Below are 12,745 nucleotides of genomic sequence, written 5' to 3'. Positions count from 1 at the left end.
TTTCGCCAGCAGGCAACATGTTGCCTGAAACCCTGGCTACACCATGGCGACGAAGATAGTACGAATAGGTCGGCCAGGAGCCATCACGCCGCAGGGGCGGTTTTGCGTCAGTCCTACTTAAGAATTTGCATGACACTGTTCCAACTACTGAAAACATTTATCCGCCGCCATTGGCAGCGCTATTGCGCAGCAGCCAGTATGCTGTTCGCCGTCGCCCTGATGACCGTATTGATACCACGTCGCGTTGGCGCCGTGATTGATGGACTGGTCAGTGGTCAGCTTGATCAACGCGGTATGCTGACCGAACTCGCATGGCTGTTATTGATGGGCATCGCCATTTATTTCCTGCGTGTCGGCTGGCGCATGCAGCTGTTCACGGCCTCGTATCAGCTCGGCGTTGAACTTCGCACTCGTTTATATCAGCGCCTGAGTTTACAGGGACAGAATTTTTTTCAGCAACAACGTACCGGCGACCTGATGGCACTCGGTACCAATGATGCCGATGCGATAGAACTTGCGGCCGGTGAAGCAGCACTGGCAGGTTTTGATGGATCAATGACATTTGCCCTGGTCATCGGCATGATGTTACTTGGCGTGGACTGGCGTCTTGCGGTGGCGGCGTTATTGCCATTTCCCCTGATGGCCTGGGCGTTCCGGCATATCACACATCAGGTGCATGAAGCCTCGCGCGATTCGCTGGAACGCTTCAGCAAACTCAACGATCAGGTGCAGGAAACCCTCGCTGGCGTGCGCACTCTGCGCGCTCTGGGTCTGGAACAACGCAGTGCCGCGCAGTTTGCCAAACTCGCTGAAGACGCTGCCAGCGCCAGCCTCTCGGCGCAAAGCTGGGAAGCCGCCTATGAGCCTGCGGTCGGCATCACGCTGACGGCAGCCGGTGCACTGACATTGGCGGTCGGCGGCTATCTCGTGTGGCACGAAGAAATGACGATAGGCGCGCTCACCAGCTTTACTATGTATCTGGGACAACTGATCTGGCCCATGTTTGCTGCGGGCTGGGTATTGTCTCTGATGGAGCGCGGCAAAGCAGCCTGGGGCAGGCTGGAACCTGTTCTGTCACAAGAACTGTCGATTCAGGACAAAGGCACGCTGAGCAGCCCGCTATCTGGCACGATTCATTTCGACCACATCAGTTTTTCGTATCCCGGCCAGAGCAGAAATGCACTGAACGATATTTCGGTGTCAATCTCGCCTGGACAAACGCTGGGCATCGTCGGGCCAACCGGCGCAGGGAAATCCAGCATCATTAAATTGCTGTTGCGGCAAATAGAAACTGCACATGGGCAGGTGCGGTGGGGTGAACATGCCATCGCAGAATATCCATTGCACAGCTTACGAACGGCCATTAACTGGGTAGCACAGGAACCTTTTTTATTTTCGGCGTCAGTGGCAGAAAATATTGCGCTGTCGAATCCCTATGCCAGTCGTGAGCAGGTAATCCGTGCCGCGACCTTAGCGGCAGTACATGATGACATTCTGCGTTTCCCACAAGGCTACGACACACCCGTCGGTGAACGTGGTGTCACACTATCAGGTGGCCAGCGCCAGCGCGTTGCGATTGCCCGCGCACTGCTGACATCCAGTCCGCTGTTGATACTGGACGATGCGCTTTCCGCCGTCGATACGGATACCGAAACCCGCATCCTTCAGCATCTTGCCGAATTACGCAAAAAACAAAACGAACGCAGTGCGATCATCATCAGTCACCGCCTGAGTGCGGTGGTCGATGCCGATCACATCCTTGTTTTGCGGGATGGGAAAATCACAGAACAAGGAACGCATCAACAACTGCTGGACGCCAATCAATGGTACGCATCGCAATGGCGCTATCAGCAACTGGAGGCAAGCTTACATGCCGCGTGATATGAGTACGACAGAAAATACCACTCCGAAATCTGAAAAAAAATTAGCCGTACAGTTATTGGTGCAAGCAGCCCAGCCGGAAAAAAAGCACGTGATCTGGGGCGTATTTTTTTTGCTGATTGCGGCGGGACTGGAAGCGCTCGGCCCTTTGCTAGGTAAAGCGTTTATCGACCGTTATCTGCTGCCGCGCATCATGGACTGGCCTGCTGTTATCGCCTTACTGGTGGCGTATGTCGTAACAGGCTGGGGAGCAACCTGGCTGCGCTACATGCAGCTGACCCGACTTGCGGGGGTTGCAATGCGTTCAGTGCGGCGCTTACGCGAACAAGTGTATGGGCACGTCCTGCGTTTGCCTATGGCCTTCTTCGATAAGGCGATTACCGGTCAGCTTGTCAGCCGCGTCACCAACGATACCGAGTCAGTCAAAAATCTGTATGTGCAGGTGCTGTTTGTGATGCTGGACAGCTCCATCGTTGTGCTCGGTGCACTGGTGGCAATGGCATGGCTGGACTGGCGGCTGATGCTGATCGTCATCACGTTAATTCCGGCCGTCGTGATTATTGTCTGGTTTTACCAGCGCTGGAGCGCTCCGGCGGTCAGCAGGGCGCGCCAGTTACGCAGCGACATCAATGCGCAGGTTGCAGAGAGCATCAGTGGCATGAGCGCACTGCAGGCCAGCAATGCCGAACAACGTTTCGGCCAACGCTTTGCTAATACCAACCAATTGCATTACGTCGCCCGCCTTGATGAATTGCGCGCAAATGCGTGGTTACTACGACCAGCGCTGGATTTACTCAATTCCGTGCTGCTGGTAGTCGTGATTTACAGCTTTGGGCAACGCAGTTTTTCAGGGGTCGAAGTCGGGATTCTGTATGCATTTGTCAGTTATATCGCGCGCGTTGTTGACCCGCTGATTCAGATTACGCTGCAATTCGGACAAATTCAGCAAGCCGTCGTCTCAGCTGCGCGGGTCAATACCTTGTTACATGAACAGCAGGCAACTAACACCAGTACCGATGTACAAATGCTGTCAGGCGACGTGAACATCGCGCATCTGAGCTTTGCATACAGCGCTGGACATCCGGTATTGCAGGACGTAAATTTACACGTGCCGGCAGGGAGTTTTTTTGGTGTAGTCGGTCATACCGGCAGCGGAAAATCGACACTGATGAGTTTGCTGCTGCGCTTTTATTCCGCGCAATCTGGCAGCATCAGGATCGATGGGCATGACATTGCCGCTTTCTCAGATGAGCATTTCCGCGCCAGCGTCGGCCTGGTACCGCAAGAACCTTTTTTACTTGCCGCCAGCGCACGTGAAAATATTGCGATGGGACGCAGCATCAGCGAGGCTGACATCATCACGGCAGCGAAAGCAGCGCACGTCCATGAGTTTATTCTGCAACTGGAACATGGCTATGCCACGCCACTCGGCGAAGGTGGAGCCAGACTATCCACCGGGCAAAAACAACTGATCGCCATTGCCCGCGCGCTGGCGGGTCGGCCACGCATCCTGTTCCTGGACGAAGCGACCTCCCATATTGACAGCGAAACCGAGCAGATCGTGCAGATTGCGCTGAACGAATTACGTGGCAAAGTCACCATCATCGCCATTGCGCATCGCCTTTCCACCATCAGGGATGCGGACAGCATCATCGTTCTGAATCACGGCAAAATCGCAGAACAAGGTCAGCATCAGGAATTAATGCAGATAGATCAGGGTATTTATCAAAAACTGTATCTGCTGCAAACTTTAGAGGATTAAACCGACATGAAATGGATTGCTGCCATAGTGGCATCGCTGGGCATCATCGCTGCGGGCGTGCTGGCCTACGTGTTTCTGGTACTTGCACCAAACCTGCCGCCACTCGACGCGGTAACCGATTACCGTCCCAAGATACCGCTGCGTATCTACACAGCAGATAACGCGCTGATCGGTGAATTTGGCGAAGAACACCGTGAATTTGTACCAATCAAAGAGATTCCAGAAAAACTGAAAACAGCCTTGCTGTCGACTGAGGATGCGCGCTTTTACGAACATAGCGGTATCGACTTTATCGGTGCCGGTCGCGCCGTGCTGGCAGATTTGCGCGGTGGTTTTCATCAGGGTGCCTCGACCATCACGATGCAGGTTGCCAGAAATTTTTTCCTGTCACAGGAAAAAACCGTGAATCGCAAACTCAAAGAATTACTACTCACCACCCGTATTGAAGCCGCACTCAGTAAAGACCAGATTCTGGAGTTGTACATGAATCAGATTTATCTGGGTCAGCGTACCCATGGCTTTGCCGGCGCGGCGCGTACTTACTTCAATAAATCGCTGAATGAACTGAGTCTGGCGGAAAGCGCAATGCTGGTCGGGATTCCGAAAAATCCGGTGCGGCATAATCCGGTCAGTAATTTCCAAAAGGCCAAGCAAAGGCAGGAAGTGGTGCTCAAACTCATGCTCAATCGCGGCGCGATTACCGAAGCGCAATACGATCAGGCCATACATGAAAGAATCACCGTCACCGGCAAACAAATTTATGACACTCATGCCGACTATGTCGCTGAAATGGTGCGCCAGAAAATCGTCGACGAATACAAAGAACAAGCCTACACCAGTGGTATCAAAGTCTATACCACGCTGCTGAAAGCAGATCAGGAAGCTGCTTATGAAGCAGTGCGTAACAACGTCATGGCATACGACCAGCGCCACGGCTATCGCGGCCCCGAAGCCTTTATTCAGTTACCTGCTGATGAAGATGAACGTGACGATGCGATTGATGAAGTGCTGCGCAAACATCCCTCCAGCGATAAATTACAGGCAGCGGTCGTAACCGAAGTCAGCAGCAAAATCATCAAGGCGGAACTAGCCAACGGTGACACCGCAGTGGTTGATGGCGACGGCTTAAAATTTGCGGCAAACGCCTTACAAGCGAAAGCAAAATCCAGTCTGAAAATCGTTCCGGGCGCGGTGATCCGCGTGATACAGGATACGAAGAAACGCTGGAGTATCAGCCAGTTACCTGAAGTCGAAGGTGCCTACGTTGCCCTGAATGCTGAGACCGGTGCTTACCGTGCACTGATAGGCGGATTCGATTTCAATCGCAAAAAATTCAACCATGTCACCAGCGCCTGGCGTCAGCCTGGCTCCAGCATCAAACCATTCATTTATTCAGCGGCGCTGGAAAAAGGCTTTTCTCCGGCAACATTGATCAATGACGTGCAACTCTCCGCCACAACAGGCACCTTGCTACGCTGGGACCCGCGTAATGACGATGGCAAATATGATGGCCCCATCAGCATGCGTACGGCGCTGGCGCAATCGAAAAACGTCGTTTCTGTGCGCATACTCAAAGCCATCGGTGTCGATACTGCGCATAACTGGTTGCCACGTTTTGGCTTTAATAAAGAAAAGCATCCGGATGATCTGACTATGGCGCTAGGCACTGGGGCAGTCACACCAGCGCAACTAGCGGCAGGGTATGCCGTATTTGCGAATGGTGGTTATCAGATCACGCCGTGGCTGATCAGCAAGGTCGTTGATGCCAAAGGCAAGGTGCTGAGTGAAAATAAAGTACCGGCGATTGCCCAAGAAGATGCTCGTGTGATTGATGGCAGGAATGCCTTTGTGATGCATAGCCTGTTAAGTGAAGTCACCCGCAGCGGTACGGGTGCCTCAGCCAGCGCGCGCTTAGGGCGCCATGATCTGGCTGGTAAAACAGGGACGACCAGCGATGCGGTTGACGGCTGGTTTGCTGGCTACGCAGCGAATGTCGTCGCGGTTGCATGGATGGGCTATGACGATCCTAAATCCTTAGGCGGCAGAGAATTTGGCTCAACGCTCGCCTTACCTATCTGGATAGACAGCATGCGTGCGAGTCTTGCTGGCAAAGCAGAGAGCCAGAGAAGCGCCCCGGACGGTGTCAGCAATGCCGAAGGCGACTGGATGTACGTGGAATTTCTGAATGGCGGCGGCGTAAAAACATTGGATATGGATGAGGCAGTCAGCCCGCCACCATAACTCACCACCCAAAAAAAACCCGCAGAAAAATCTGCGGGTGAATATCCTGACCTTTGGAGGTAAAGCAGTAGGACGCTGGCATCTTAATCAACGTGAATGACACGTTGATGACAATACCGGCGAACGCCACGAACTGCATTCACTGAATTAAAAATTTATGCTGCTCTGGCGATAGCACCTGGCTCTCTTAATGCAGAAAATCCAGCGTCCAGATCGGCAATTAAATCCTCCACTGCTTCCAGTCCGATATGCAAACGTATCATCGGTGTACTCCATTTTTCTGCATTAATCGTCCGGTACCCGGCTGGGCGAGTCGGCAGAATCAGGCTTTCATATCCGCCCCAGCTGAAACCTATTCCAAACAAACGTGTACGGTCAATCAATGCCGCGACCTGCGCTTCAGTCACATTCGAATGAAAGACCGCGCCCATCAATCCACATGCATATTCGGCACGGAAATCGCGCTTCCACAACGCGTGCCCTGCAGCGCCTTCCAGCGGTGGATATAAAACTTCTGCCACTTCAGGCTGCGCCTGCAGCCACTTCGCAACAACCTGCGCACTTTCTCGATGCACAGCCAGGCGCGCAGCCATGGTACGCAAACCACGCAATGCCAGCGCCGCATCATCACCGCCGACAGACATGCCCAATTGCTTATACGTATTGCGAATACGCAGATGCAAGGCTTCATTCGTCAAGATCGCCCCCATCAACGCGTCAGAGTGACCGACGATGTACTTGGTCGCTGCATGCAGTGAAACATCCACACCCAGCGCAAAGGAATCCCAGCCTATCGGTGTAGCCCATGTGCTGTCAGAAACCACCACCGCACCAGCCGCATGTGCAACAGCCGCAATCGCCGGTATGTCCTGCACTTCAAACGTCAGCGAACCCGGAGACTCAACAAAAACCACTTTGGTGGTCGGCTGCATCAAGGCAGCAATACCCACACCAATCAGCGGGTCGTAATACGTTGTGCTGACACCGATCTGTTTCAACAAACCATCACAGAACTGGCGTGTAGGATCGTAAGCGGTATCAACCATCAACAGATGATCGCCCGGTTTCAGCAAAGCCAGCAAGGTCGTTGTAATCGCCGACAAACCCGACGAGGTCAGCATGCAGGCAGCAGCGCCTTCAGCGGCACACAGCGCCTGTTCCAGCGCCAGTGTGGTTTCGGTTGCATGGCGCGCATACGAGCGGCGGGTGCCATTAGCTTCCTGCAAAGCCGCACAATCGGGAAACAACATTGTCGAAGCACGAACCACGGGCGGGTTGACGGGGCCATGATGCTCTTTTCCTTTGCGGCCGGCATGGGTCAGGCGCGTTGCCGTTTGCAATTCAGATGAGTGTTGCTGCATGGCGTTCTCCAGAGACAGAATATTTCAGGTATCGCATTCAGGTGACTGTAGGCGATGGTATAACCGTCATCGTAACAATCATCGGGCAGAAATTTTTACTCATTTTTTTATGCATATATGCTATTTTTAGAAAAAATTGCTAAAAACTTTCAATTATGGATAAAAAAGATCTTGAAATACTGAATTTCTTGCAGAAAGATGCCTCCATTTCTCTGGCAGATCTGGCGCAGGCAGTGCATCTTTCCGTCACACCTTGCTGGCGGCGGGTGCAGAAACTGCAGGAAGATGGCGTCATCCGCAGTCAGGTTGTTTTATGCGATCCGGGCAAACTGAATCTCGGTTTAACCGTGATGGTGGCGCTCAAGGCGGCGCAGCATAACGAGAAATGGATGCAGAAGTTTATTGCGGGCGTCAAAGACATCAGCGAGATCGTTGAGATACTGCGCATGAGCGGCGACATCGACTATCTGTTGAAGGTCCACGTGCCGGATATGGCAGGTTTTGATCTGGTCTATAAAAAACTGGTGAAAGTCGCCGACTTACAGGACGTCAGCTCCAGTTTTGTGATGGAAGTGATTAAGAGTACTACCGCATTGCCTCTGGACTATGCGGTAGTGAAACCACCAAAAGCGGGCTGATCAGCCACGGAAGCGGTAGTTTTCCTGCGTGAACAGGTCGATGCCGCACTGCAGGTTTTCTATCCAGTCGAGGAACGCGTGTATCGCTTCTTTACCGACAAAATAACGGCCATGCTGCGGCACCATCATTTCAATGTCCATTTGCCGTACCATGTTTGCCCACAGGCGACAGACCTTGTTTGACACCATGTAACGCTTATGGAAACCACTCATGGTGTGCAGCTCTTCGAGGAAATCTGCTTTGGTTCTCATCGGTTTCTCGATATCGCTCGCATCCACCATCGACGCGCCCATATCACCGGAAAACAGAATTTTTGATTTCGAGTCGTAAAACTGGAAATTGCCTTCCGCATGCAAAAAATGCGCAGGTATTGCATGGATCGTGGTGTCACGCATAGGCACGGGCATACCCTCATCCGGAATACCGATAATGCGGCCGTCAGCGCGGTTCAGATTACAAAAATGCGGTACAAAACGTGACCAGAGTTTAGACACATACAGACTACATTCAGTACTGAAAAGCCACTTATCCAGTGAACCGATAATGTCTGGGTCCTGATGCGAAGCAAACATATACTTCAACTGCTGCTTGGGTACGTATTTGTGCATCGCCAGTACCAGCGAGTTGTATGTCAGATGGCCGGACGGATCTATCAAAGCGCCTTCACCATCGGAAACGACAAGGAACTGGTTGGCCTGAACGGCATGATCCCCGGCATCTTTCACCAGATCGTTAAACATCACGCAGATGTGTTTGCCGTCATTGTAAAGTTCAATAGCCAATTTTGCTCCCGGTGGCAAGGTTATTTAAATATGAAAAATTAAATATAACGAATTATTGTAGTGCAGAAAAAGGCCTGTATTCTTGACTTGAATCAAAATAAATATTTTCTTACAGACAAGAATTTGTGCTTAAAAACGGAGAATGAGTTCAGCCGCCTGACAAACCGCTCCTTTTTCACAAGCAAAAAAAGCGTGCTGACATTGCCATCAGCACGCTTTTGAAAAAATGGACGATTAAAATGAACGATTACACCAGGCGTTGCCAGATTGCCGTTGTTGCGGCGGCCTGATTCAATGAATAGAAATGCAGCCCAGGTGCGCCGCCTGCCAGCAAACGTTCGCACATAGATGACACCACGTCGAGTCCAAAGGCTTTGATCGACACTGTGTCGTCGCCAAAACTCGCCAGCTTCAGACGTACCCAGCGCGGGATCTCTGCGCCGCACATTTCAGAGAAACGCAACAACTGACTGCTGTTGGTAATCGGCATAATGCCCGCCACGATAGGTGCGGTCACACCAGCCTTCTGCGCTTCATCAACAAAGCGGAAATAAGCGTCCGCATTGTAAAAATATTGCGTGATGGCGGCATTGGCTCCGGCGTTCATCTTACGGACAAAATTTTGTAAATCGTCTTGCGGTGAACGCGCCTGCGGATGCATTTCCGGATAAGCCGCCACTTCGATATGAAACCAGTTACCAGTTTCGGCACGGATAAATTCAACCAGATCACTGGCGTGACGGAATTCGCCGCCCATGCCATAGCCACTCGGCAAATCACCACGCAACGCCACCAACCGCCGTATATCGTTGGCCTGATATTGCTGCAGAATGTCGCGTATCGATTCACGGCTGCCGCCGACACAAGACAAATGCGGCGCGGCATCATAGCCTTCTTTGCGAATGTCCAGAACGGTATCCAGCGTTCCCTGCTGCGTCGTGCCACCGGCACCAAATGTCACGGAAAAATATTTAGGCTGCAACTCAGCCAGTTTTGCTCTGGTTGCACGTAATTTCTCAGTGCCTTCCGCCGTCTTTGGCGGGAAAAATTCTATGCTGAAATTATGCGTCTTCATCGTTGTTGGAAGAGTAAAGTCGACAGTGTCCAGGAGATCACGCTGTACAACAAAGCACCACCGACTGCTGCCCAGAATCCTGCGACATGAAAGCCATCAACCACGTTCGCCACAGCCCAGAACAACAAGCCGTTGATGACAAAAATAAATAAGCCCATGGTCAGCATCGTTACCGGCAAGGTCAGCACCAGCAACACCGGACGCAAGATGGTATTCACCAACCCCAGCACCAGCGCCACCAGCAAAGCTGTGCCGAAACTATCGATGGCAACAGAATGCATCAGATAAGGGATGGCGAGCAAAGCAAGGGCATTGATTAACCAGATAGCAAGCAGACGCATACGGACTCCTGTTTTAATGGACAAGAAAAACTCCCCGCTGGCAAGGCCAGACGAGGAGTCAGTGACAATTAATAACGGTAGTGATCAGGCTTGTACGGGCCTTCTTTTTTCACACCGATATAGGCAGCCTGCTCATCGGTCAGTTCGCTCAGTTGCGCATTGAGTTTTTTCAATTGCAAACGGGCGACTTTTTCATCCAGATGCTTAGGCAAGGTGTAAACGCCAACCGGGTATTGATCGTTGTTGAGGAACAATTCAATTTGCGCAATCGTCTGATTCGCAAAGGAAGAGCTCATCACATACGAAGGATGGCCGGTACCGCAACCCAGATTCACCAGGCGACCTTCTGCCAGCAGAATGATGCGTTTGCCATCAGGGAAAATCACATGATCCACTTGCGGTTTGATGTTATCCCAGGTGTATTGCTTGAGCGACGCGACATCAATTTCATTGTCGAAGTGACCGATATTACAAACGATCGCCTGATCTTTCATCTTCAGCATATGCGCATGATTGATGACGTGGTAATTACCAGTTGTCGTCACGAAAATATCGCCATGTTCTGCGGCGTATTCCATCGTCACCACGCGGAAGCCTTCCATCGCTGCCTGTAATGCGCAGATAGGATCGATTTCAGTCACCCAGACCTGTGCCGACAATGCACGCATCGCTTGTGCGCAACCTTTGCCGACGTCACCATAACCGACGATCACAGCGACTTTACCAGCGATCATCACGTCAGTCGCACGCTTGATACCATCCACCAGCGATTCGCGGCAACCATACAGGTTATCGAATTTGGATTTGGTCACGGAATCATTGACGTTAATCGCAGGGAAAGCGAGTTTGCCTTCTTTATGCATCTGATACAGACGATGCACACCTGTGGTCGTTTCTTCGGTCACGCCTTTGATAGCGGCCAGACGTTTGGAATACCAGTCTGGTTCTGTTTTCAGATGCGATTTGATTGCGTTAAACAGGCAGATTTCTTCTTCTGAACCTGGATTATCCAATACGGAAATATCTTTCTCCGCACGGGTACCGAGATGCAGCAACAGTGTCGCATCGCCGCCATCATCCAGAATCATGTTGGAATAACCACCGTCAGTCCATTCAAAGATACGGTGCGTGAATTCCCAGTATTCGTCCAGATTTTCGCCTTTGAATGCGAATACCGGTGTGCCGCCCGCAGCGATCGCTGCCGCAGCGTGATCTTGTGTCGAGTAAATATTGCAGGAAGCCCAGCGCACCTGTGCACCAAGTGCATTCAGGGTTTCGATCAAGACTGCAGTCTGAATTGTCATATGCAGCGAACCGGTGATGCGTGCGCCTTTCAACGGCTGGCTGGCGGCGAATTCCTCACGGATTGCCATCAAGCCAGGCATTTCGGTTTCAGCGATCTGGATCTCTTTGCGACCCCAGTCAGCGAGACTGATATCGGCAATTAAAAAATCCTGAGTAGTATTAGATGGTGCGGAAGTTACAGTGGCGTTCATCACGCCCTCCTTTCTGATTGAAAAAAGTAACGTGAGCGCAGTTGTGTGGATTCCAAGCCTGGCAAGATAGCAAGATCCTGTCGCAGCGCTCCTTGGAAGACCTGAAGTATAGCGCAGAAGCCTGTTGTTGGGCGATGTAAAAAACTTCGGCACAATACGTCGGCTTGCCCATCTTGTGCGGATAAAACTTGTCGCAAGACGAAGCACGGCATCGAAAAATCAGCTGCTCATGCCTATTTTGCCTGCGCCAGTCTGTGCCATTTTATGCCGGAAAATTTCTGTCAAAATCTGATTTTGATGGGAGTATATTCAAAAACAACGCTATTCTCACAATAAAACAAAGGGGGTTTTTATATACTCCCCCCAGTATATTTTGCCATCAAAGCGGGCGCTGACAGAAAAAAACATGTCAGCATACGCAGCGCAGCGCAGAACAACGCCGTGTTGGCGTTTGCAAAAACATACGCTAGCAGCGTCGTCCGCTTTCACCCGCGTAACAATTGTTTATACATAATGCTGGTGCTGTCTAGCGTTCCCGTATCTGACATTGCATAACCAGGAATTTTCCCTGCCAACTGATAGCCCAGCGATAAATACAAAGGTTCTGCTGCATCACCTGTTTTGGTATCCAGTACGATCAGATTGCGCTGCTCAGCGCGACAAATATCTTCTGCCCTCCGCATTAAGCTGCGCGCAATGCCGCGTCGCCGGGCATCCGGTGCCACCATCAGTTTGGCGATTTCCGCCCGATGCTGCCCGTTTCCCGGCATATCAAGCACAAGCTGCACGGTTCCCAGCACCCGGCCATCATCGTCGAGCACCAGCGCCATACGGCGTTCGCCAGACTGTACGGACTGATGGATATTTGCCCAGAAAGCCGCCGCTTTATCATCGCTGAGCGGTGCGATAAAACCGATGCTGGCACCAGCGGCAACACATTGCTGCAACAACAGATTCAACTGCGCCGCATACGTCGGCAGCGTAGCGCCCTGCACTTCCAAAACAGGCATACTTTATCCCTCACAATTTCGGTATAAAAAAAGCTGATAGCAATCAGCGTATCAGCTTTTTTCAGGGCCAGACGAACCAGTCCGTTCTTCTTTTCATTCTTTTTTACGCTGTCATGACGCCGTCAATTCAGCACGGCGTTCAGCGGCGAATTAATTT

At 51.7% G+C, this 12,745-nt stretch carries 10 protein-coding genes and 1 riboswitch; of the genes, 4 read left to right on the top strand and 6 right to left on the bottom strand.

The window, feature by feature from the left end; genetic code table 11:
* Window positions 1–129 precede the first annotated feature (129 nt).
* From Undi14_RS03000 to Undi14_RS02990, 3 genes are read left to right on the top strand one after another with little or no spacing between them, the layout of a single operon-like run.
* On the top strand, window positions 130–1,881 hold the full coding sequence (locus Undi14_RS03000) for an ABC transporter ATP-binding protein (RefSeq protein WP_200177845.1): 1,752 nt from the start codon (window positions 130–132) through the stop codon (window positions 1,879–1,881).
* Between the two features lies 1 nt (window position 1,882).
* Window positions 1,883–3,643 (top strand): ABC transporter ATP-binding protein, encoded by a 1,761-nt coding sequence (locus Undi14_RS02995; RefSeq protein ID WP_234030375.1) that lies wholly within the window; start codon window positions 1,883–1,885, stop codon window positions 3,641–3,643.
* Window positions 3,644–3,649: 6 nt separating this feature from the next.
* Window positions 3,650–5,884: a penicillin-binding protein 1A gene (locus Undi14_RS02990; protein WP_200177843.1), complete on the top strand. Its 2,235-nt coding sequence runs from the start codon at window positions 3,650–3,652 to the stop codon at window positions 5,882–5,884.
* Window positions 5,885–6,039: 155 nt separating this feature from the next.
* On the opposite strand, the gene metC is transcribed toward Undi14_RS02990, so the two are convergent.
* Window positions 6,040–7,245, bottom strand: coding sequence for a cystathionine beta-lyase (metC, locus tag Undi14_RS02985; protein ID WP_200177842.1), 1,206 nt, complete (start codon window positions 7,243–7,245; stop codon window positions 6,040–6,042).
* A 155-nt stretch (window positions 7,246–7,400) separates the two neighbouring features.
* On the opposite strand from metC, the gene Undi14_RS02980 reads away from it, so the two are divergent.
* On the top strand, window positions 7,401–7,883 hold the full coding sequence (locus Undi14_RS02980) for an Lrp/AsnC family transcriptional regulator (RefSeq protein ID WP_200177841.1): 483 nt from the start codon (window positions 7,401–7,403) through the stop codon (window positions 7,881–7,883).
* Here the strand turns inward: Undi14_RS02980 and Undi14_RS02975 are convergent, their stop codons facing one another.
* From Undi14_RS02975 to Undi14_RS02955, 5 genes are all read right to left on the bottom strand, one after another.
* Complete coding sequence (locus tag Undi14_RS02975) at window positions 7,884–8,666, bottom strand: MBL fold metallo-hydrolase (RefSeq protein ID WP_234030374.1); 783 nt, start codon at window positions 8,664–8,666, stop codon at window positions 7,884–7,886.
* A gap of 247 nt (window positions 8,667–8,913) precedes the next feature.
* Complete coding sequence (metF, locus tag Undi14_RS02970; RefSeq protein ID WP_200177840.1) at window positions 8,914–9,741, bottom strand: methylenetetrahydrofolate reductase [NAD(P)H]; 828 nt, start codon at window positions 9,739–9,741, stop codon at window positions 8,914–8,916.
* Window positions 9,738–10,082 carry a phage holin family protein gene (locus tag Undi14_RS02965; protein ID WP_190477187.1) on the bottom strand — a complete coding sequence of 115 codons (345 nt, stop codon included), beginning with the start codon at window positions 10,080–10,082 and terminating at the stop codon, window positions 9,738–9,740. The genes metF and Undi14_RS02965 overlap by 4 nt, the downstream gene beginning before the upstream one ends.
* Window positions 10,083–10,150: 68 nt before the next feature.
* The gene (ahcY, locus tag Undi14_RS02960; RefSeq protein ID WP_200177839.1) at window positions 10,151–11,578 is read right to left on the bottom strand and encodes an adenosylhomocysteinase; all 1,428 of its coding nucleotides are present in this window, start codon (window positions 11,576–11,578) and stop codon (window positions 10,151–10,153) included.
* A 26-nt stretch (window positions 11,579–11,604) separates the two neighbouring features.
* Window positions 11,605–11,678, bottom strand: a riboswitch (S-adenosyl-L-homocysteine riboswitch).
* A gap of 385 nt (window positions 11,679–12,063) precedes the next feature.
* The gene (locus Undi14_RS02955; RefSeq protein ID WP_200177838.1) at window positions 12,064–12,588 is read right to left on the bottom strand and encodes a GNAT family N-acetyltransferase; all 525 of its coding nucleotides are present in this window, start codon (window positions 12,586–12,588) and stop codon (window positions 12,064–12,066) included.
* Window positions 12,589–12,745: the final 157 nt, after the last annotated feature.

It is taken from the genome of Undibacterium sp. 14-3-2 (genome assembly GCF_016595265.1).
Classification (GTDB): domain Bacteria; phylum Pseudomonadota; class Gammaproteobacteria; order Burkholderiales; family Burkholderiaceae_D; genus Undibacterium; species Undibacterium aquatile.
The sequence above is the reverse complement of the archived record's forward strand: the minus strand, read 5'-3'. Positions and strand labels throughout refer to the sequence as shown.

Excerpts from the sequence above, each read along its gene's own strand:
- metF (WP_200177840.1), bottom strand. The coding sequence starts at position 9,741 with ATGAAGACGCATAATTTCAGCATAGAATTTTTCCCGCCAAAGACGGCG.
- Undi14_RS02995 (WP_234030375.1), top strand. The coding sequence starts at position 1,883 with ATGAGTACGACAGAAAATACCACTCCGAAATCTGAAAAAAAATTAGCC.
- metC (WP_200177842.1), bottom strand. The coding sequence starts at position 7,245 with ATGCAGCAACACTCATCTGAATTGCAAACGGCAACGCGCCTGACCCAT.
- ahcY (WP_200177839.1), bottom strand. The coding sequence starts at position 11,578 with ATGAACGCCACTGTAACTTCCGCACCATCTAATACTACTCAGGATTTT.
- Undi14_RS03000 (WP_200177845.1), top strand. The coding sequence starts at position 130 with ATGACACTGTTCCAACTACTGAAAACATTTATCCGCCGCCATTGGCAG.
- Undi14_RS02980 (WP_200177841.1), top strand. The coding sequence starts at position 7,401 with ATGGATAAAAAAGATCTTGAAATACTGAATTTCTTGCAGAAAGATGCC.
- Undi14_RS02990 (WP_200177843.1), top strand. The coding sequence starts at position 3,650 with ATGAAATGGATTGCTGCCATAGTGGCATCGCTGGGCATCATCGCTGCG.
- Undi14_RS02965 (WP_190477187.1), bottom strand. The coding sequence starts at position 10,082 with ATGCGTCTGCTTGCTATCTGGTTAATCAATGCCCTTGCTTTGCTCGCC.
- Undi14_RS02955 (WP_200177838.1), bottom strand. The coding sequence starts at position 12,588 with ATGCCTGTTTTGGAAGTGCAGGGCGCTACGCTGCCGACGTATGCGGCG.